This window comes from Mangrovibacterium sp. (assembly GCF_041596335.1).
Classification (GTDB): Bacteria; Bacteroidota; Bacteroidia; order Bacteroidales; family Prolixibacteraceae; genus Mangrovibacterium.
In genome coordinates, this window is record NZ_JBFHIT010000073.1 from 1 (window position 1) to 19,691 (window position 19,691).

At 44.4% G+C, this 19,691-nt stretch carries 19 protein-coding genes; 15 read left to right on the plus strand and 4 right to left on the minus strand.

All coding sequences use genetic code 11. The annotated features are described in order from the left end of the window. The first annotated feature begins 67 nt into the window (after nucleotides 1-67). From ABZD21_RS17920 to ABZD21_RS17945, 6 genes are all read left to right on the plus strand, one after another. On the plus strand, nucleotides 68-1,291 hold the full coding sequence (locus ABZD21_RS17920) for a bifunctional 3,4-dihydroxy-2-butanone-4-phosphate synthase/GTP cyclohydrolase II (RefSeq protein WP_372776499.1): 1,224 nt from the start codon (nucleotides 68-70) through the stop codon (nucleotides 1,289-1,291). Nucleotides 1,292-1,296: 5 nt separating this feature from the next. Beyond that, nucleotides 1,297-1,518 carry a DUF5522 domain-containing protein gene (locus ABZD21_RS17925; protein WP_372776500.1) on the plus strand — a complete coding sequence of 74 codons (222 nt, stop codon included), beginning with the start codon at nucleotides 1,297-1,299 and terminating at the stop codon, nucleotides 1,516-1,518. Nucleotides 1,519-1,813: 295 nt separating this feature from the next. Then, complete coding sequence (gene larE, locus ABZD21_RS17930; RefSeq protein WP_372776502.1) at nucleotides 1,814-2,647, plus strand: ATP-dependent sacrificial sulfur transferase LarE; 834 nt, start codon at nucleotides 1,814-1,816, stop codon at nucleotides 2,645-2,647. 54 nt (nucleotides 2,648-2,701) lie between these two features. Continuing rightward, nucleotides 2,702-3,877, plus strand: coding sequence for a nickel pincer cofactor biosynthesis protein LarC (gene larC, locus ABZD21_RS17935; protein WP_372776503.1), 1,176 nt, complete (start codon nucleotides 2,702-2,704; stop codon nucleotides 3,875-3,877). Next, complete coding sequence (larB, locus tag ABZD21_RS17940) at nucleotides 3,874-4,611, plus strand: nickel pincer cofactor biosynthesis protein LarB (RefSeq protein ID WP_372776504.1); 738 nt, start codon at nucleotides 3,874-3,876, stop codon at nucleotides 4,609-4,611. Before larC ends, larB begins: the two co-directional genes overlap by 4 nt. A 1-nt stretch (nucleotide 4,612) precedes the next feature. After that, nucleotides 4,613-5,311: a sulfite exporter TauE/SafE family protein gene (locus ABZD21_RS17945; RefSeq protein WP_372776505.1), complete on the plus strand. Its 699-nt coding sequence runs from the start codon at nucleotides 4,613-4,615 to the stop codon at nucleotides 5,309-5,311. Between the two features lie 139 nt (nucleotides 5,312-5,450). On the opposite strand, the gene can is transcribed toward ABZD21_RS17945, so the two are convergent. Further along, a complete protein-coding gene (gene can / locus ABZD21_RS17950) occupies nucleotides 5,451-6,089 on the minus strand; it encodes a carbonate dehydratase (protein ID WP_372776506.1) in 639 nt (212 codons plus the stop codon). 337 nt (nucleotides 6,090-6,426) lie between these two features. Here can and ABZD21_RS17955 point away from each other — a divergent pair, with 337 nt between their 5' ends. The 7 genes from ABZD21_RS17955 to fmt all read left to right on the plus strand — a co-directional run bounded on the left by ABZD21_RS17955 (nucleotide 6,427) and on the right by fmt (nucleotide 14,144). After that, a complete protein-coding gene (locus ABZD21_RS17955) occupies nucleotides 6,427-7,758 on the plus strand; it encodes a TolC family protein (protein ID WP_372776507.1) in 1,332 nt (443 codons plus the stop codon). A gap of 48 nt (nucleotides 7,759-7,806) precedes the next feature. Next, complete coding sequence (locus ABZD21_RS17960) at nucleotides 7,807-9,006, plus strand: efflux RND transporter periplasmic adaptor subunit (RefSeq protein WP_372776508.1); 1,200 nt, start codon at nucleotides 7,807-7,809, stop codon at nucleotides 9,004-9,006. 9 nt (nucleotides 9,007-9,015) lie between these two features. Next, nucleotides 9,016-9,771, plus strand: a complete 756-nt coding sequence (locus ABZD21_RS17965; protein WP_372776509.1) for an ABC transporter ATP-binding protein — start codon at nucleotides 9,016-9,018, stop codon at nucleotides 9,769-9,771. 11 nt (nucleotides 9,772-9,782) lie between these two features. After that, nucleotides 9,783-11,003 carry an ABC transporter permease gene (locus tag ABZD21_RS17970; RefSeq protein WP_372776510.1) on the plus strand — a complete coding sequence of 407 codons (1,221 nt, stop codon included), beginning with the start codon at nucleotides 9,783-9,785 and terminating at the stop codon, nucleotides 11,001-11,003. A gap of 84 nt (nucleotides 11,004-11,087) precedes the next feature. Continuing rightward, nucleotides 11,088-12,197, plus strand: coding sequence for a sensor histidine kinase (locus ABZD21_RS17975; RefSeq protein WP_372776511.1), 1,110 nt, complete (start codon nucleotides 11,088-11,090; stop codon nucleotides 12,195-12,197). 137 nt (nucleotides 12,198-12,334) lie between these two features. Then, nucleotides 12,335-13,051: a LytR/AlgR family response regulator transcription factor gene (locus ABZD21_RS17980; RefSeq protein WP_372776512.1), complete on the plus strand. Its 717-nt coding sequence runs from the start codon at nucleotides 12,335-12,337 to the stop codon at nucleotides 13,049-13,051. A gap of 130 nt (nucleotides 13,052-13,181) precedes the next feature. Then, nucleotides 13,182-14,144 (plus strand): methionyl-tRNA formyltransferase, encoded by a 963-nt coding sequence (fmt, locus tag ABZD21_RS17985; protein WP_372776513.1) that lies wholly within the window; start codon nucleotides 13,182-13,184, stop codon nucleotides 14,142-14,144. An 86-nt stretch (nucleotides 14,145-14,230) separates the two neighbouring features. Here the strand turns inward: fmt and ABZD21_RS17990 are convergent, their stop codons facing one another. Continuing rightward, nucleotides 14,231-15,169 (minus strand): glucosaminidase domain-containing protein, encoded by a 939-nt coding sequence (locus ABZD21_RS17990; RefSeq protein WP_372776514.1) that lies wholly within the window; start codon nucleotides 15,167-15,169, stop codon nucleotides 14,231-14,233. A gap of 100 nt (nucleotides 15,170-15,269) precedes the next feature. Between ABZD21_RS17990 and ABZD21_RS17995 the strand changes: the two genes are divergently transcribed. Continuing rightward, a complete protein-coding gene (locus ABZD21_RS17995; RefSeq protein WP_372776515.1) occupies nucleotides 15,270-15,770 on the plus strand; it encodes a cytidine deaminase in 501 nt (166 codons plus the stop codon). A gap of 107 nt (nucleotides 15,771-15,877) precedes the next feature. On the opposite strand, the gene ABZD21_RS18000 is transcribed toward ABZD21_RS17995, so the two are convergent. Further along, nucleotides 15,878-16,570: an RluA family pseudouridine synthase gene (locus tag ABZD21_RS18000; RefSeq protein WP_372776516.1), complete on the minus strand. Its 693-nt coding sequence runs from the start codon at nucleotides 16,568-16,570 to the stop codon at nucleotides 15,878-15,880. An 84-nt stretch (nucleotides 16,571-16,654) separates the two neighbouring features. Beyond that, nucleotides 16,655-17,470: a 3-methyl-2-oxobutanoate hydroxymethyltransferase gene (gene panB / locus ABZD21_RS18005; protein ID WP_372776517.1), complete on the minus strand. Its 816-nt coding sequence runs from the start codon at nucleotides 17,468-17,470 to the stop codon at nucleotides 16,655-16,657. A gap of 254 nt (nucleotides 17,471-17,724) precedes the next feature. On the opposite strand from panB, the gene dnaK reads away from it, so the two are divergent. Then, a complete protein-coding gene (gene dnaK / locus ABZD21_RS18010) occupies nucleotides 17,725-19,647 on the plus strand; it encodes a molecular chaperone DnaK (RefSeq protein WP_372776518.1) in 1,923 nt (640 codons plus the stop codon). Nucleotides 19,648-19,691: the final 44 nt, after the last annotated feature.

Here is a 19,691-nt window from a genome sequence, read left to right on the forward strand (position 1 = left end):
AAAGTCATTTAAATATCGATAAAAATCCTTAGTTTTGCAGCGGCATTTTGAAAACCAACGAATTATAATGACCGAGTTCAAATTAAATACAATTGCTGAAGCGATCGCAGCCATAAAAAATGGTGATTTGGTGATCGTTGTCGATGATGAAGATCGTGAAAATGAAGGTGACTTTATTGCCGCCGCAGAATTAATGACTCCCGAAAAAGTCAACTTTATGGCGACTTACGGTCGAGGACTTATTTGTGTGCCATTAACCGAAAGCCGATGTGAAGAATTGGAACTAGAACTGATGGTGGGTAAAAATACCTCCTCGCACGAAACACCGTTTACAGTTTCTGTTGACCTGATTGGGTACGGCTGCACAACCGGGATCTCCGCCAGCGATCGATCGAAGACGATTCAAGCGCTGGTTGATCCGAACATCAAACCGGAAGAATTGGGCCGTCCCGGTCATATTTTCCCTTTGAAAGCGAAAAATAAAGGCGTCCTTCGTCGTGCCGGCCATACAGAAGCGGCCGTTGATTTGGCTCGTTTGGCCGGATTGCAACCTGCGGGGGTTTTGGTCGAAATCATGAACGAAGATGGAAGCATGGCTCGTTTGCCCGAGTTAATGGAAGTAGCCAAACGCTTCGATTTAAAAATCGTTTCAATTAGAGACCTGATTGCCTACTTGCTGGACAAAGAGAGTTTAATTGATCGCGGTGAAGAAGTAGTAATGCCCACAAGGTATGGCGATTTTAACATTATCCCTTTCCGCCAAAAGTCAAACGGTGTCGAGCATGTGGCGCTAATTAAAGGTACATGGGACGAGAATGAAGAAATACTTGTTCGGATGCATTCATCGTGTATGACCGGTGATATTTTTGGATCATTGCGATGCGAATGCGGAGAACAGTTGCATAAAGCGATGCAACTGATCGAAAAAGCAGGGAAAGGGGTCGTTATTTATATGATGCAGGAAGGTCGTGGAATTGGCCTCATGAATAAGATTGCCGCTTATAAACTGCAGGACGAAGGAATGGATACTGTTGAAGCAAATATCCACCTTGGTTTCCAAGCCGACGAACGTGACTATGGTGTCGGTGCGCAGATTCTTTGCAGTTTGGGTGTGAAGAAAATGAGGCTGATGACGAATAATCCGGTGAAACGGGTTGGAATTGAAGGGTATGGACTGGAAGTAGCTGAAATAGTGAACTTGGAAGTTGAACCGAATGAGTACAACCAGTTTTACCTGAAAACCAAACGCGACCGAATGGGGCACTTTCTTCAACGATTTAAGTACGACTAGTCGGTATGGGAATGTTTGATGGACTTTTTTCCGATAGCTACGATGAATCGGTTGAGGGAGTCGACTTCTATTTAAATAAAGATGGATATCGGGTGATGACAGAGAGCTACCTGGTAAAACGGGGTTACTGTTGTTCGAACGGATGCAAGCATTGTCCGTACGATCCGAAAGCTCAAAAAGGAAATCGAAAATTAAGGCCCGATCTGGCTAAAAAATATAATCAATAAGCGAAAGCTATCCGGAATACCCGGGTAGCTTTTTTTTTGTTTGGCACAGTCGGATGCAAGCACGACCGACGCAAGTTGGTGTCCGGATTCAATTTTAGTTTTTCGATGGTTGTGTTTTATAGATTGCGTTTTGTCTTGGTATTTAAGTGAATGTATGGTTGGTCTTTGACGATTTTCTTCGGCGCATCCTTATTTTTGAGGCATTGTTCCGTGAGAATTGGGAAATTATTAGTAAACTTGTTTTTAAGGTAGCACCAATGAGTGAAATGGTGACACGATTATAATTAAATGAATAATGGGAAATAGTCGACTTCAAGATAAACTACAACAACTGGAAGAGTGGTTTGCTGCTCAGCAGGGATCAATCGTCGCTTTTTCAGGCGGAATTGATTCAACTTTGGTTTTATTTCTGGCCCGGAAATTTCAGGGGAAAGAACATGCCATCGGGGTGATATCGAACTCGGAAAGTCTTAAAAGCAAGGATTTTAAACTGGCGCAAAGTTTTTGTGACGAATTCGATATAAAATTGGAAGTGATAAAAACGGCGGAGCTCACAGATGAACGATACAGTCGGAATCCGGAGAACCGTTGCTATTTCTGTAAAGAACATTTATACCACGATTTGCAGTTGATCCGGAATAAGTTTCCGGGTTTTGAGGTACTTAGCGGAACCAATTTCGATGATTTAGGCGATTACAGGCCTGGCTTGCAAGCTGCTGCAAAATACGAAATCCGCTCGCCTCTGGTTGATTGTAAGGTGAGCAAAGCAGAGATCCGAGAGTTGGCCCGGATGTTTAAACTACCTAATTGGGACAAGCCTGCAAGTCCTTGTTTGAGTTCGCGAATCCCATATAATCAGCAAGTTACCCGCGAAAAACTTCAGCAGGTTGAAGCCGCCGAGGATTTTCTCAACGAGCTGGGTTTTAATGATGTCCGGGTTCGGCACTATGGCAGTTACGCGCAGGTTGAAGTGCAACAAACCGAAATTTCCCGTTTGCTTGAACAGGAACGCGAAGTTGCGAGCCGGATTAAATCGATCGGTTTTCCAGAGGTGAAGATTGACCGGGAGGGACTGGTCTCCGGAAAATTGAATCGGGTTATTGCCGGTATTCAACCCAAGCCGGAATAGTCGATATTTCAAACCGTTCGAATTCAAACACGAAAAAACTGAAGAACAAAATCCATGAGAATACTATACTACGATTGTTTTGCCGGCATTAGTGGCGATATGAACCTGGGTGCCATGATTGATCTGGGTGTTGATGCCGGGTATCTGAAAAATGAGCTTTCAAAACTGAATATTGAAGGATTTCATCTCGAGGTAAAAACCGATCAGCGGCGAGGAATTACCGGAATCAAAGCGGATGTGGTTATCGAAAATCCGGACAATGAAAAGCATCGTCATTTGCGACATGTCGAAGAAATTGTGAACAATAGCAGCTTGTCTGACGCGGTAAAAACCAATGCGTTGAAAATTTTTCGATTGATTGCCGAAGCCGAAGCTAAAGTACACAACATCGAGATTCAAAAAGTACATTTTCATGAAGTCGGGGCGCTCGACTCCATTGCTGATATTGTTGGCGCGGCCATTTGTCTCGACTGGCTGAAAGTGGATAAAGTAATGGCTTCGCCCATTCAACTGGGCGGCGGAACCGTGAAATGTGCTCACGGGATAATGCCAGTTCCGGCTCCCGCGACGGCATTAATTGTTGAGGGGTTGCCCGTTAAAGCCGGGTTGGTAAATCACGAAGCGACAACCCCCACAGGAGCTGCCATTTTAGCAGCTATGGTTGATGAGTTTTCAACCCAGATTGATTTACCGATCGCCAAAACGGCCTACGGAATTGGCAATCGAGACGCGGAGGTTGCAAATGTGCTCCGGGTGTATTTGTTGGACGACCACTCGGCTGAAACAGATGTGGAAACCGTTGAGGCGGTGCTGCTCGAAAGTAATATCGATGATATGAACCCCGAGCATTACGATTTCATATTAAACCAACTTTTTGAGACTGGAGCAAGCGACGCGTGGTTGACGCCAATTATCATGAAAAAATCGCGGCCGGCAGTGATGCTTTCAGTGCTTTGCGGGCCGAAAACGGTTGAGCAGGTTAAAACAATCGTCTTCACACACAGCACATCGCTCGGTATTCGGGAGCGAAGGATTAAGAAACACATGCTGCACAGACAGGAAATTGAGGTTGAGATCAATCTTGGAAAAGTTCGGGTGAAGCAAAGCTATTATCAGGGGCGGTTGTTGAAATCGAAACCCGAAGCCGATGATTGCAAACGTCTGGCTTTGGAGAATGGAATCACCCTCCGCGAAGTTGAAAGAATGGTCATAAATCAATTGGAAGGATGAGCCCTAAAACGATTTTGGAACAATATAAAAATGGTGAGATAACCCTTACCGAAGCTTTGGAGCATTTGCCCAAACATGGCATTGAAGAAATGGGTTTTGCAACCATCGATACCGACCGGGAGCGGCGTACCGGCTTGCCCGAAGTTATTTACGCGTCGGGCAAAACACCCGGGCAAGTGGCTCAAATTGCTGAACGGATGCATCAGAACGGAATTGATGTGCTTGCCACGCGTGCTACCGGGGAAATGTACAGGGAGGTGCTGAAGGTTATTCCCGAAGCAGTTTATAATCCGTTGGCAAAAACCATTGTGTATCGGAAAAGTCAGCAGGAAAATACCCAGGGGTATATTGTTGTTGTGGCTGCCGGAACCTCCGATATGCCGGTGGCCGAGGAGGCTGTTGAGACAGCTCGTTTTCTGGGGCATAAAGTTGAATCGGTGTATGATGTCGGCGTTGCTGGTATTCATCGCCTGTTTTATAAGCTGGAACTAATTCGCAACGCGCGAGTCATTATTGTGGTGGCCGGTATGGAAGGGGCGTTGGCCAGTGTGGTTGGCGGGCTGGTGAATAAACCGGTGATTGGCGTGCCTACCAGTATTGGCTACGGTGCTAATTTTCAGGGATTGTCGGCTTTGCTGTCTATGTTGAATAGCTGTGCCAGTGGGGTGAGTGTTGTCAATATTGATAATGGTTTTGGGGCGGCCTGCCAGGCTTCGCTCATAAATAATTTGTAAAATGGATGAATTGCTTTTGTTATCGGTTACAGCATTTTCGCTGGGCTTTATCCATACCATACTGGGGCCCGATCATTATTTGCCGTTCATCGTAATTGGTAAAGCGCGTAATTGGTCGACAACCCGTACGATGTGGATTACCTTCTTCTCCGGAATTGGCCATGTTGGCAGTTCGGTGCTAATTGGGATGGTGGGCATTGCGCTCGGAGCCAGTCTTGGCAGGTTGGAATCTATTGAGGCGTTTCGAGGTGAAATAGTCGGATGGTTGCTTTTTGCGTTCGGTTTGGCCTATACTTTTTATGGAATTTACAAGTACATGAAAAATGCTCACCATGCACATCTGCCTGCTTTCTTAATGCCGAAAAAGGTTCGCCGGCATCATCACCTGCCAACCAATGAGCAGGAGGCAAAAAATATCAATCTAACCCCTTGGATTTTATTCCTCATTTTCGTTTTTGGGCCTTGCGAGGTTCTGATCCCTTTATTGATTTTTCCGGCGTACACCCACAGCGTTGGTGGGATGTTGCTAATCACGCTGTTCTTTGCGTTAGCAACTATTTCAACCATGTTGTTAACGGTTTATTTGGGGCACAAAGGAAGTTCGTTGGTGAAATTCAAACATCAGGAACGGTACATTCATTTACTGGCTGGTGCCGTTATTCTTGTCAGCGGTGCCGGTATGGTGTTTCTTGGATGGTAGCCATCGCTACATGTTAGTGTTGCGATGGTGAAAGTTGTTTTGCGCGAGTAGCTTGCTTCATTTTTTGAAGCCGATAAATTCCGGCATGAAACCAAATTCGATCCAGTTCAACAGGAGCCCACATATCAACGAATGTCGATCAAAAATTCAATTGGTATGCTTTTTCAATTTGTTCGTTGCTGCTGAAATTCACTTCCAGGTCTTTAACAATTCCACTGTCAACACCATAAACCCAGCCGTGCACTGTTAATTCCTGATTGTTGTTCCATGCCGATTGAACTATAGAGGTTCGCGCCAGCCCGAAAACCTGCTCCATTACGTTCAGCTCTACAAAGCGGTCGAAGCGTTTGTGCTCGTCTTTTATGTCATCCAATTCTTTCCGGTGGAAGCGATACACATCTTTAATGTGCCTGATCCAGTTGTCGATTAATCCAAACGAGTTGTTGCCCATTGCTGCATGAATGCCACCACAACCGTAATGTCCACAAACAATTATGTGCTTTATTTTCAGAACACTCACGGCATAGTCGAGCACGCTAAGCATGTTCATGTCCGTGTGGACAACCATGTTGGCAATATTACGATGAACGAACACCTCACCAGGAACTGCCCCAATAATTTCGTTGGCTGGAACCCGGCTGTCGGCACAACCAATCCATAGTAGAGGAGGCTTTTGACCTTTAGCCAGCTTCTTGAAAAAATCCGGGTCTTCATTCAGCGTTTCAGCAACCCACTTCTTGTTGTTTTCCAGCAATTGTTGGTAAAAAGTCTGAGGCATATTTGTTTCTGTTAAGTGATTGAATTATTCGTTTGCAAAATAGTAATCTCTTCGAATGTCGGCAAGATAAATTTGTTCCCGCCTTTAGTCGTTTTTTCTATATACAGAAAGGAATAACGAGGCAATTTGTTTTGAAAGAGTAATGAAATATTTCCTTTCAAACGAGGTGAAAATGCCATTTAATTTGAGCTGAAGTAGTCTCTTGTTTTCAATCGTCGAATTTTTATCGGCATGAAATCGGGCAAAACGTCGATAGAATCCTCCCAAACTTCGATTGCTTTTTATTTACAGTACGATGCCGAATACTTTTGGAGTCAAATCATCAAGTTAAGGAAAAATGAATCGAAGAAAATTAGTCATGGTTAGTATTTTGTGCATCAGCTCTTTGGTCGGAGTACAGGCGCAAACCAAACCCTGGTCGCTTAACGACTGCATCGATTACGCTATACAGCAAAACATACAGGTGCGGCAGTCAGCATTATCCATCGACCAAAATCAATTATACAGCGAACAGGCCAAGGCTGCCAAATTGCCCAATCTGAGTGCATCGGCCAGCCAAAATTTTTTCTGGAGCAAAGATTATGACAGTGAAACTGCCAGCTTTGGAAGTTTGGGAAACGACAACAGTAGCGACTACGGATTGAACTCGAGCGTGATATTGTATAATGGCAATAAGTTAAATAACGAGATTAAACTGGCTGAGCTGGATTTGAAAAGTAGTACTTACAACACGGAGACCATCAAGGAGTCGGTTCAAATATCAGTTTTGAATTACTTTTTACAAGTGTTGTATGCACAGGAAAATGTAAGCAATGCCCAAAGCCAGATTGAATCGACTGAAAAAGAATTGGAGTTGGCCGAGGAACGGCTGAATCTTGGTCTGATAGCTCAGTCGGACTTACTCCAGATTAAGTCGGAGTTGGCTTCGGAAAAATTGGCGCTGGCCAACGCGAAAACCACCCTTGGCATTGCCCGGCTTAATCTGATGCAGCTGATGGAGCTACCTTCAGATACTGATTTTGAGATTGAGTCGCCCGAGTTGAGTCAAATGCTCAACCAAAATCTGCAGCCGGTGTCATCCAGTATTTTTGAGCAGTCGTTGCAAATTCGTCCTCAGATAAAAATGGTTGAAAGCGATATGCAACTGGCACGACTGAACGAACAAATTGCCAAAGCTTCGTATTTGCCAACCCTTTCGCTAAGTGCCGGCTTGAGCACCGGATACTCCAGTTCACTCAGTGGATTTAATTATACTGAGCAACTTAAAGATCAGGTCACTCCGTCGGTTGGACTAAGTTTGTCGGTTCCTATTTTTCAACGTAAACAGGCAAAAACCAGTGTTGGGTTGGCCAAAATTGCCGTCTCCAATGCCGAGCTAACTGCCCTCGATACACAGAATAGCCTGCGGAAAGAAATAGAGCAAGCGGCATTGGATGTGCAATCAGCTCAGATTGAATTCGAAGCGAATGAAGAGAATTTCCAATCGGTAACCGAGTCTATGAATGTCGCGAATGAAAAGTTTAATCAGGGATTAATCAATTCGGTGGATTTTCTCTATCAAAAAAATCTACTGATAACGGCCGAAAGTCAATTGCTTCAATCGAAGTACCAGCTCATCTTCAGCTATAAAATTTTGGATTTTTACAAGGGGATCCCTCTTAGCTTATAGCCTGCGGAGTTAAAGTTTAAACAAGGAATCATATAAAAAATACAGCAGATGAAAAAGAAAATTATTTATACCATTTTAGGACTGGTTGTTGTGGCTGCCGGCGTTTTGGCAATGCGCGTGTTTGGTGCATCGCAAGGGCAGGTGTCGCTGGAAACTGCCCCGGTTGTTCGGGGAGATATTAACGAGTTGATTACAGCCACCGGAACACTCGAGGCTGTTGAAACAGTTGAGGTAGGTACGCAGGTTTCGGGAGTGATCGAGAAAATTTTTGTGGATTACAATTCGGTTGTGAAAAAGGGTCAATTGCTGGCTCAGTTAGACGAAACGTCGCTGCGTGCTACTCTGGATCAAAGTAAAGCTACGGTTGACCAGGCCGAAGCGAACCTGAAATATCAGTCGGCCACCTATGAGCGATACAAAGCATTGAAAGATAAGAAGCTGATCGCGGAATCGGATTTCGACCTGGTTGAATACAACTACAACAATGCGGTTGCAAGCTTGGCCAGTGCTCGTTCGGCCTACAACAAAAATAAAATCAATCTCGACTATGCACGTATTTACTCACCGATTGACGGAATTATTCTCGATCGCGCAGTCGATGAAGGCCAGACAGTTGCAGCAAGTTTCAGTACTCCAACGTTATTTACCATTGCCAACGACCTCACCCGTATGCAGGTTGAAGCCAGTGTGGATGAAGCCGACATAGGTCGCGTTTCCTTAGGTCAGCGGGTCGATTTTACAGTGGACGCTTATCCGGGGGTAGTATTCGAAGGTTCTGTGATCCAAATTCGGTTGGAGCCGGTTGAAAGCTCAAACGTAATTACCTATACTGTTGTGATTGACGCGCCAAATCCGGATAAGAAGTTGATGCCGGGAATGACAGCCAGTGTGGAGTTTTTTGTAACCGAGTTGAAGGATATCGTCCTGATGCCGGCCAAAGCGCTCAACTTTAAATTGGATGAACAATTGGCGTTGGAATACGCTGAAAATCACCCGGAAATAGAAGTTGACCTAAAACCTCAGCCTAAAAATGACGATCTTAAATTGGTATGGGTGAAAAGCGATACAGAGTTGAAAATGCATCAAGTAAAACTGGGCGAAACAAATGAAACTTTCTATGAGGTTTTAAGTGGATTGAGCGAACACGATGAAGTGGTTGTCAGTATGAAATCATTAAGCGTTTCAGAAGCGAAGAGTGCCGCAAAAAGTCCTTTTATGCCAACACGTCCCGGACAAAACAGAAAATAATAAATAGCTATGGATACACGAAAAACAATAATAGAAGTGAAAGACCTACGAAAGGACTTTCAGGTGGGTGAGATTACAGTTCGGGCGTTGAAGGGGATCAACCTGGAAATTAAAGAAGGAGAATTCGTCGCCATCATGGGAGCCAGTGGATCAGGAAAGTCTACCATGTTGAATATTTTGGGCTGTTTGGACAAGCCTACTGCCGGTGAGTATTTGCTCGATGGCATCAGTATGGGGAAATTGAATAAAAATGAGTTGGCTTCCTTACGCAATAAAAAGCTGGGGTTTGTTTTCCAGTCGTATAATTTACTACCCCGTACTACCGCTCTGGAGAATGTGGAACTGCCCTTGTATTACAACGCCAAAGTACGCTCGAAGGAACGTCGGGAACGCGCTCAGCACGCTCTGGAGCTGGTGGGGTTGCAAGATCGAATGGATCACATGCCCAATCAGCTTTCAGGAGGTCAGCAGCAGCGGGTTGCCATTGCCCGTTCGCTGGTAAACGACCCCGTGGTGATTCTGGCTGATGAAGCAACCGGAAACCTCGATACCAAAACTTCATACGAAATTATGGCTTTGTTTCAAAAGCTCAACGAACAAGGAAAGACAATCGGTTTTGTAACACACGAGCCGGATATCGCTCAGTTCATGACACGTAATGTTGTTTTTCGTGACGGACACATTATTAGCGAAGAAGAAGTGGTCGACAGGCGTCGGGCAGCCCAAATGTTGTTGGAGTTGCCGGTTGCCGAGGATCAAATTTAAAACGAATCATCATGAATTACACAAATACATTCAAAATTGCTTTTAATGCGTTGCGACGAAACAAGTTCAGGGCTTTTCTAACCATGCTGGGCATCATCATCGGTGTGGCTTCGGTTATCGCGATGCTGGCAATCGGTCAGGGCTCGAAACAGAGTATTCAGGAGCAGATGGCTGATATGGGAACCAACCTGGTTTTTGCTACGCCGGCTTCGGAACAACGTGGTGGGGTGATGTTGGGCAATTCGGATGCTCAGAATCTAAAACTGAGCGATATGGAAGCAATGGTAAAGGATGTTCCGGCCGTTAGCGCGCTTTCTCCACAAGTTCGTTCAAGCGGGCAAGTCGTGGTGGGTAACAATAACTGGCCAACTAGCTTGTATGGTGTTAACGCCGCTTATTTAGACATTCGCAAGCTAACCATGGAAAGCGGCAGGCTATTCACCGAAAGGGAAGTTGAAACTTACGCCAAGGTTGTTATTCTGGGGCAGACCGTTGTTGAAGAAGTGTTTGGAGAGAATGCCAATCCGATTGGTAAAACCATCCGGTTCAACAGCATCCCCTTCAAGGTGATTGGCGTTTTGGGTGAGAAGGGTGAAAATGCCATGGGGCAGGATCAGGATGACTTGATGTTGTCTCCTTACACAACGGTGCAGAAACGCCTGTTGTCTGTCTCATACATTCAAGGCATCTACGCGTCAGCTGTATCCGAGGATATGAACGACGCGGCCATTGAGCAAATGACAGCTAGTTTGCGTAAATCGCATAAATTAGAAGAAGGTGATCCCGATGACTTTCAGATTCGGTCGCAATCGGAACTAGTGCAAACTTTTACCTCTATTAGTGATATGATGACCACATTACTTGGAGCTATTGCCGGAATATCGCTTCTGGTTGGTGGTATTGGTATCATGAATATCATGTATGTGTCGGTTACCGAGCGAACAAAGGAAATTGGTCTGCGTATGTCGGTGGGAGGCCGAGGAAGTGATATCATGTTCCAGTTTCTCGTCGAGTCTATTTTGCTCAGTATCTCTGGTGGAGTAATCGGAATTATGCTTGGGTTGCTGGCGAGCTATGCGGTTTCAACCTTTATGAACTGGCCGGTTGTCATCATGATGTCAGCCGTTATTTTCTCTTTTCTCGTGTGTTCGGCTATTGGTGTTTTCTTCGGCTGGTATCCGGCACGAAAAGCGGCTGCACTAAACCCGATTGATGCGTTGCGATACGAATAAAAGCTACCCGGCAATGATGCGCGAGTGTGATTGCCGGTGTATTTTTACGCCTCTTCAAAATACTTATCTTTGAAAATCATTTCAATGTCTCAATTCATGCAATTTAAGCTTCACTCCAACAACCGGCTCACAGTATTACTCCACGCGCTGGGGTGGATTATTATGGTTTTCATCCCTCGCTATCTGATTAATAATTACGGAGGAGGCAATGATTCACACTTTCTCAATCAGTTTTATTTTAATGCAAGTGTTTACGGAACGCTGTTTTATTTGAATTATTTATGGTTGGTTCCCCGCTATTTCTTTCGCGAAAATAAATTGAAATATTTTTTATTCGCTTCAACTCTGATTGTTGTGTTGTATTTCATTATGAATTATGTGAACGACACTGTTTTTTTCGATCCCGAACATGAAAAGTTGATGGATCGAATTATGAATGAATTGAACAAGGGAGAGGATGATATTCGACCACCAATCCATCAGTTTCGCGTTTTCAATTACTTTTTCACCTCGGTGCTTATTTGTGGGTTTTCAATGGGCTTGGGGTTGATCCAGAAGTTAGGTCAAAACGAGAAAGAACGGAAAGAGTTGGAGAAAGAAAAACTGAAAACGGAATTGGCTTTTTTGAAAGGGCAGGTTAGCCCGCATTTCTTTTTCAATACGCTTAATAATATTTATTCGCTGATCGGAATTGATACCGACGAGGCACAGGAAGCCGTGCTAAAGCTGTCGAAGCTGATGCGCTATTTGCTCTACGAATCAGAAGATGGCAATTCAAAATTGAGCGATGAGATTAATTTTATGAACCATTACATCGATTTGATGAAGCTGCGGATCAGCAATAAGGTTGAGCTGCAGATTTCGTTGCCCGAGCGGGTGCCCGAAATTACAATTCCACCCTTGCTGTTCATCGCGTTTATCGAAAATGCTTTCAAACACGGAATCAGTTATCGCGACCTTTCTTTCATTCACATCAAAATGGAAGTGAATGAAAAAAACATCGTGTTCGAAACTCGCAACAGTATTGGAAAAAACACAGCCGAAGGCGAATCGAAATATTCCGGAATTGGACTGGAGAATGTGAAAAAGCGCCTCAGCCTGATTTATCCCGATTCGCACGAAATGACGATAAGTAGAACAAACGATACGTTTAAGGTGAGATTGGAGATCGATTGCGAAAAAATAATGGTATGAAATGACCGATGACAGTCAACCCTTACGAATACGAAATGACTGTTTTTGCGCGTTCCATGCGTTTCTGCATCCTATAAAAGAGATTCGGAATCCTATGGGAATTGCAGAACCTTAATTTGAATAAGAAACCGAGACCGATGAAAATCAGAACCATTACAATCGACGATGAGCCCTTGGCACTGAAACTGCTTTCGAGCTATGTAGAAAAAACTCCGTATATGGAGTTGCTTGGTGAGTTCGATAATCCGTTGGATGCCATGGAGTTTCTTGAAACAACTACGGTTGATCTGATCATTCTTGATATTCAGATGCCCGATCTCTCCGGAGTTGAGTTCGCCCGGGTTCAGCATACTCAGGCGAAATTGATTTTTACCACCGCCTACGAGAAATACGCGGTGGAGAGCTATAAACTGAATGCCGTTGACTATCTTCTGAAACCGTACAGCTATCAGGAATTTTTGCAGGCCGCGGGGAAAGCAAAAAAACTGATTGATCTGGAGCAAGGGGCAGCGACCTCTGTTGAAGCCAATAGTCAGTTCTTATTTTTGAAGTCGGAATATAAAATTCGCCGTATCAATTTTGATGATATTCTCTATGTTGAAGGGCTGAAAGACTACGTGAAGGTTTTCCTGGCGCACGAGGAAAAACCGATTTTGTCGCTTAGCTCAATGAAAGCCATGGAAGAAAAATTACCTGCCGATGAGTTTATGCGGGTACATCGATCATTTATCGTTCACCTGAATAAAATTGAAGTGATTGAACGTAGTCGAATCGTTTTTGGTAAAACCTACATCCCGGTCAGCGATCAGTATAAAGAAAAATTCCAGGAATATCTGAATCAGAATTTTTTGTAAGATTTCGGAGTTAAAAAAACAAGTCGCGATAAAAAAACTCGTTCGCGGGTGCCAGCTATTTTCCCTTTTTGCTGTTGGCTTTTACTGTTCAATTCTGTCAGAAGCCTATCTTTGTGAAAAATTCTACACAATGACCGGGAAAGATCTACGAATCATATTTATGGGAACGCCAGATTTTGCAGTGGCGAGTTTAAAAGCTTTGGTTGACGGAGGCTATACTATTGTTGGTGTGATAACAGCACCCGATAAGCCCGCCGGGCGCGGACGTCAGCTGCAACAATCGGCTGTTAAGCAGTATGCCGAAGAAAACGGCTTGCGAGTGCTGCAACCCGAAAAGCTTAAAAACCCCGATTTTATTAACGAACTGGAAGCATTGAAAGCCGATTTGCAGGTTGTTGTGGCTTTCCGCATGTTGCCTGAAGCGGTTTGGCGTATGCCTCGTTTGGGCACCTTCAACCTACATGGTTCGTTGCTGCCACAGTATAGAGGTGCTGCTCCTTTAAATTGGGCGCTCATCAACGGTGAAACCGAAACGGGTGTAACAACCTTTCTGCTGTCGCATGAAATTGACACCGGAGCCATTCTTTTCCAGGAAAAGATAGCGATTGGCGAGAATGATAATGTGGGAGATATTCACGATCGGCTGATGGACATTGGTGCCGGGTTGGTCGTGAAAACAGTGGACGCGTTGGCCGAAGGTAATTATTCGGTTGTTGAGCAGGATGAAATAGCCGTGAAACAACTGAAGCCGGCTCCCAAAATTTTTAAAGACGACTGCAAGATTGACTGGAATAAGCCGGCCGTTGAGGTTCGGAACCTGATTCGGGGTTTGTCGCCTTATCCCGCAGCCTGGACTGCGATTCTGGATGCCAAAGGGAAGGAATTGGGGATGAAGATTTACAGCGCCGGGATTGAACTAAAAGAGGGATTGACCCCGGGAACTTTGGATACGGATGGCAAAACTTACTTGAAAATTGCCGCTTCCGATGGTTGGTTAATCATAAGTGACTTACATCTAGCGGGGAAAAAGCGTATGGCAACAGCCGATTTCCTCCGGGGTGTTCACGATTTTGAACAATATCGAATCGTATAATCAGACTCGAAACACAATATAAAAGGCTGACTTCAGTATACCGGAGTCAGCCTTTTTTATGATTTGGATTTCGCTTTTGTGACTATTTAGCGAGGTGCTTTATCATGCAGGTAAATAACTGTTCCTTTAGCCGGACGGTCGCCAATGCGCATCCGGTTGAGGCGGTAAAGTCGCTTCAGCCGCACCCCGTAGCGTTGCGACAAATAATGCATCGTATCATCCGATTCGAATACATGAGTGTTGAAGTTCCGAAGCGCCTTGCTCCTTTTCGGAACAATATAAAGGATTTCGTTGACCTGTAGTCGGTGGTTGTCCGGCAGGTCGTTGTATTTGAAGATTTCCCATATTTTAATGCCGAACTCATCGGCAATACTTTGGGGCGTGTCGCCGGCTTTTACCACAATCGATTTTAAGCCGTTGCGCAAAACTACTTTTCTGGATTGGTAGGGATTGATCAGGTTTTTTGAATGATGCGGTTTATTATCAGTAGCTACCAAATTGATTTGTGCTTCATTTCGCACATTATCATACTGATAGAGCTTATGGTCTTCAATAATTTTTATCAGTGACTCTGCATAGTGAGAAGCGGTGGCATAACCGGCTTTTTTAAGTCCGCGAGCCCATCCTTTATAGTCGGTAATATCGAGAAGAAAGAGGTCGCCGTAACGCGGGTTGGCCATCAGAAAGTTGGAGTGGTCAATAAACGATTCTTCAACCGAATTGTAGTGACGGAAACACTCATTACGCATGTCATCGTCGTGATAAACCCGCTTGCCTTGCCAGGTGCTTTTGCACTTAATGCCAAAATGGTTATTCGATTTTCGGCTCAACTCGCTGTTGCCGTTACCAGACTCGAGACAGGCCTGAGCCAGCTTAATGCTGGCGGGAATTCCGCAGCGCTGCATTTCGTGAACGGCCAATGTTCGGTATTGTAGAATATATTCTTCGCGGGTCGTTACCCGTTGGGATAAACAAACTGTCGCAAGTGAGCATAGGGAAATAAACAGACAAATTTTCCTGATCATAGTTTTCTTGTTTTCAATAGATAATAAAACGCCGGAAAAATCCGGCTAGTGCGCAAATACAAGATAAAACTGTATTTTTGAATAAAAACGCTTCCACTGTATGCAAACAAAAGAAATCAAAATATTGGTAACCAGATATGAAAATTTGGAAGAGTTAATAACAACTGATCGTGAATTAGTTTTGGCAGCCCGCCAGATCGCGGAAACGGCCTATGCTCCTTATTCTAAATTTAAAGTTGGTGCAGCCTTAATTTTGGACAACGGACAGATTGTTAAAGGAAGTAATCAGGAAAACGCGGCCACGCCTGCTGGTGTTTGTGCCGAGCGATCCGCGCTGTTTTGGGCCAATGCAAATTTCCCAAATTCAGCCGTGAAAGCCATTGCGATATCAGCAGTCGATCAGTCGGGAAACAGAGCATTGCATCTGAGTCCATGCGGTATCTGTCGGCAAGCGTTGCTCGAAAGTGAACACCGGTTTAAAGAACCCATCCGTATTATTCTGGACAGCCGCAATAACATCGAGATATTGAATGATGTTGAAAGTTTACTTCCACTGAGTTTCAATGGCAATTCGTTGACTAATGGGAATAACAAATTTTGATTTTGCATCAAACATCGCAGGCTATGTGACAAGAGTTTCATCGATTCGCATAAACTAAAAAGACTCCGGCAATAGATTACCGAAGTCTTTTTTATGAGTTGCAAAAACTAATCTTGCAGGTCTTTAATTAATACCAGTTCGTCCCAAATCGGATCACCTTTTGGCGGACGGGCTACAATTTTTACCGGTTCCTTTTTTACCGGGTGCAAAAACTCCAGTTTGCGCGCATGCAAATGGATTCCTCCGTTTGGATTACTTCGCTCAGCACCATATTTTAAATCACCTTTAATGTGCAATCCAATGGTGTGCAACTGAGCACGAATTTGATGGTGGCGGCCGGTTTGCAAATCGATCTCCAACATATGGAAGCGGTTCAGGCTGGCCATGTGCTTGTATGACAGACTGCAGAAGCGCGAACCTTTTTTCTGTTTTGTCGAGGCGAAACTCTTATTTTTAGCTTCGTCTTTCCATATATAATGCTCCAGTGTGCCTTCTTCCAATTCGGGCAATACGTCAACTACAGCCCAATAGGTTTTCTTGATCGCATCTTTATCCTGAAACATTTCGTTTAAGCGAACCAACGCTTTACTGGTTCGGGCAAATAAAACAATGCCACTGGTTGGCCTGTCGAGCCGGTGTGGCGAACCCAGGTAAACATCGCCAGGCTTGTTGTATTTTTTCTTAATGAAGGCTTTCACCTTGTCAATTAAACATTCGTCGCCGGTTTTGTCACCTTGCACGATTTCGCCGCATTCCTTATTAACTGCGATCAAGTGGTTGTCTTCGTATATTACTTGCATTCCGATTTGAGTTTCGAGTTTCAAGTTTCGAGTTGCAGAATTTACCATTTTGCAGCACTCGTTTCCCGTTACTCATGTCTGTTGTTAGTATTGTTCGAGTTCGTTGGGGAAATCTTTCGATTTGACATCGGCAACATAGTGAGCAACCGCTCCTTTAATTTCGTCGGCCAGGTTGAGGTAGCGACGCAAAAAGCGGGGAGAGAATTCCTGCGTTATTCCCAGCATATCGTGAATAACCAACACCTGTCCGTCGACTCCGTTGCCGGCGCCGATTCCAATGACCGGAATACGCAATGTTTCGGCAACCTTTTGACCTAAAGCTGCTGGGATCTTTTCCAGCACAACGGCAAAACAACCGGCTTCTTCCAGCAATTTGGCATCCTCGATCAGTTTAATGGCTTCATCTTCTTCCTTAGCACGCACCGAATAGGTTCCGTAACGATTGATTGATTGTGGCATCAATCCAAGGTGACCCATAACCGGAATTCCGGCGGTCAAAATCCGATGAACCGATTCAATGACTTCAGCTCCGCCTTCCAGTTTCACGGCATCGGCAGCTGTTTCTTTCATAATCCGGATCGACGATGAAAGAGCTTCCTTGCTATTTCCCTGGTAGGTTCCGAAAGGAAGATCGACAACAACCAGCGCGCGGTTCACCGCTTTGCGGACTGAAGCTCCGTGATAGATCATGTTGTCCAGAGTCATTGGCAATGTTGTCTCGTTTCCGGCCATGACATTCGAGGCCGAATCGCCAACCAAAATCACATCAACTCCCGCTTGATCAACCAGTTTGGCCATACTATAGTCGTAGCTGGTTAGCATCGAGATCTTTTCACCCTTCAGTTTCATTTCAGATAAAACATGCGTGGTGACACGCTTAACTTCTTTATGTACTGACATTTTGTAAATACTTTATTTCAATTTGCAAAGTAAGTAACTTTTATCGAATGTCTCGGCATCAAAATAGCAATCTCGTTTTTGCCTTGGTTTTATGTCGTTTTGTCACCAATTCTGTCAGGCTGGTTTTTTAAATTCCGTTCAATTGTGCCAATATTTCACTCGGAATGACCTATTGGCCCTTGGCATAATGATTGAATAAAGCCGACTGTAATTGATAATTAACATTTGGAAATAAATTAAAAACTATAGATAAGATGGGAAAAATTATTGGAATCGACTTAGGAACAACGAACTCTTGTGTTGCCGTAATGGAAGGTAACGAGCCTGTTGTAATTCCAAACAGCGAAGGAAAAAGAACAACTCCTTCCATTGTTGCTTTTATTGAAAATGGAGAACGTAAGATAGGTGATCCTGCTAAACGTCAGGCGATCACGAACCCAACAAAAACGATTTCTTCAATCAAACGTTTTATGGGAGAAGGATTCTCTGGTGTTACGAAAGAAATTTCACGTGTTCCTTATACCGTAGTTAAAGGCGACAACAATACACCTCGTGTTCAGATTGACGATCGTAAATATTCTCCTCAGGAGATTTCAGCTATGGTGCTTCAAAAAATGAAGAAAACGGCTGAAGACTATTTGGGACAGGAAGTGACAGAAGCTGTTATTACTGTTCCGGCCTATTTTAACGATGCGCAACGTCAGGCGACTAAAGAAGCTGGCGAAATTGCAGGTTTGACTGTACGTCGGATTATCAACGAGCCTACTGCCGCTTCATTGGCTTATGGTTTGGATAAGATGCACAAAGACATGAAGGTGGCCGTATTCGACCTTGGTGGCGGTACATTCGATATTTCAGTATTGGAGCTCGGTGACGGTGTATTTGAAGTGAAATCAACCGATGGTGATACTCACCTAGGTGGTGACGACTTTGACCAGGTAATTATTGACTGGTTGGCCGACGAATTCAAGAAAGATGAAGGTATTGATCTTCGTCAGGATCCAATGGCTTTGCAACGTTTGAAAGAAGCTGCCGAAAAAGCAAAAATTGAACTTTCAAGTTCTACTTCAACAGAAATCAACCTGCCTTATATTATGCCGGTTAATGGCATTCCAAAGCACTTGGTGAAAACGCTGAGCCGTGCCAAATTCGAGCAATTGGCTGACAGTTTGATTAATGCAACGATTGAGCCTTGCCGTAAAGCACTGCAGAATGCCGGAATGTCAGCATCGGATATCGATGAAGTAATTTTGGTTGGTGGTTCAACTCGTATTCCTGCTATTCAGGAAAAAGTTCAGCAATTCTTTGGCAAAGCTCCTTCGAAAGGTGTAAACCCTGATGAAGTGGTTGCTGTAGGTGCTGCTATTCAAGGTGGAGTATTGACGGGTGAAGTGAAAGACGTGTTGTTGTTGGATGTTACTCCACTGTCGTTGGGTATTGAAACAATGGGTGGTGTAATGACAAAATTGATTGAAGCGAACACAACCATTCCAACTAAAAAATCGGAAACATTTACAACTGCTGCCGACAATCAGCCTTCAGTTGAGATCCACGTGTTGCAAGGTGAACGCCCAATGGCAAACGGCAACAAAACAATTGGCCGCTTCCACCTGGATGGTCTTCCTGCTGCCCGTCGCGGTGTTCCGCAGATTGAAGTGACTTTTGATATTGACGCCAATGGTATTCTGCATGTAAGTGCAAAAGACAAAGCAACAGGCAAGTCACAGTCAATCCGAATCGAAGCATCTTCCGGTTTGAGCGACGACGAAATCAAACGCATGCGTGATGAAGCAGCAGCCAACGCAGATGCTGACAAAGCGGCAAAAGAAAAAGTCGACAAGTTGAATCAGGCCGATAGCTTGATTTTCCAAACGGAAAAGCAACTTCAGGAATTTGGTGATAAATTGCCGGCTGACAAAAAAGGCCCAATTGAAGCTGCTTTGAATAAACTGAAAGAAGCACATAAAAATCAGGACATTCCTGCAATTGATACCGCGATGGCCGAATTGAACGAAGTGTTCCAGGCTGCTTCTCAGGAAATGTACAACGCAGGCGCTCAGCCTAACGGTCAACCTGGACCCGACGCCGGAGCACAAGCCGGACCCGACGCTCAGTCTTCATCTAAAACCGCTCAGGATGGCGAAGTAACAGATGTTGACTTTGAAGAAGTGAAGTAGAGTACGATAAATAACAATTATTGATAATTGGCAAGGCGCAGTAA

What these genes read in the sequence shown, in the direction of transcription:
- ABZD21_RS17920 (WP_372776499.1), top strand. Translation starts at nt 68, where the DNA reads ATGACCGAGTTCAAATTAAATACAATTGCTGAAGCGATCGCAGCCATA.
- ABZD21_RS17925 (WP_372776500.1), top strand. Translation starts at nt 1,297, where the DNA reads ATGGGAATGTTTGATGGACTTTTTTCCGATAGCTACGATGAATCGGTT.
- larE (WP_372776502.1), top strand. Translation starts at nt 1,814, where the DNA reads ATGGGAAATAGTCGACTTCAAGATAAACTACAACAACTGGAAGAGTGG.
- larC (WP_372776503.1), top strand. Translation starts at nt 2,702, where the DNA reads ATGAGAATACTATACTACGATTGTTTTGCCGGCATTAGTGGCGATATG.
- larB (WP_372776504.1), top strand. Translation starts at nt 3,874, where the DNA reads ATGAGCCCTAAAACGATTTTGGAACAATATAAAAATGGTGAGATAACC.
- ABZD21_RS17945 (WP_372776505.1), top strand. Translation starts at nt 4,613, where the DNA reads ATGGATGAATTGCTTTTGTTATCGGTTACAGCATTTTCGCTGGGCTTT.
- can (WP_372776506.1), bottom strand. Translation starts at nt 6,089, where the DNA reads ATGCCTCAGACTTTTTACCAACAATTGCTGGAAAACAACAAGAAGTGG.
- ABZD21_RS17955 (WP_372776507.1), top strand. Translation starts at nt 6,427, where the DNA reads ATGAATCGAAGAAAATTAGTCATGGTTAGTATTTTGTGCATCAGCTCT.
- ABZD21_RS17960 (WP_372776508.1), top strand. Translation starts at nt 7,807, where the DNA reads ATGAAAAAGAAAATTATTTATACCATTTTAGGACTGGTTGTTGTGGCT.
- ABZD21_RS17965 (WP_372776509.1), top strand. Translation starts at nt 9,016, where the DNA reads ATGGATACACGAAAAACAATAATAGAAGTGAAAGACCTACGAAAGGAC.
- ABZD21_RS17970 (WP_372776510.1), top strand. Translation starts at nt 9,783, where the DNA reads ATGAATTACACAAATACATTCAAAATTGCTTTTAATGCGTTGCGACGA.
- ABZD21_RS17975 (WP_372776511.1), top strand. Translation starts at nt 11,088, where the DNA reads ATGTCTCAATTCATGCAATTTAAGCTTCACTCCAACAACCGGCTCACA.
- ABZD21_RS17980 (WP_372776512.1), top strand. Translation starts at nt 12,335, where the DNA reads ATGAAAATCAGAACCATTACAATCGACGATGAGCCCTTGGCACTGAAA.
- fmt (WP_372776513.1), top strand. Translation starts at nt 13,182, where the DNA reads ATGACCGGGAAAGATCTACGAATCATATTTATGGGAACGCCAGATTTT.
- ABZD21_RS17990 (WP_372776514.1), bottom strand. Translation starts at nt 15,169, where the DNA reads ATGATCAGGAAAATTTGTCTGTTTATTTCCCTATGCTCACTTGCGACA.
- ABZD21_RS17995 (WP_372776515.1), top strand. Translation starts at nt 15,270, where the DNA reads ATGCAAACAAAAGAAATCAAAATATTGGTAACCAGATATGAAAATTTG.
- ABZD21_RS18000 (WP_372776516.1), bottom strand. Translation starts at nt 16,570, where the DNA reads ATGCAAGTAATATACGAAGACAACCACTTGATCGCAGTTAATAAGGAA.
- panB (WP_372776517.1), bottom strand. Translation starts at nt 17,470, where the DNA reads ATGTCAGTACATAAAGAAGTTAAGCGTGTCACCACGCATGTTTTATCT.
- dnaK (WP_372776518.1), top strand. Translation starts at nt 17,725, where the DNA reads ATGGGAAAAATTATTGGAATCGACTTAGGAACAACGAACTCTTGTGTT.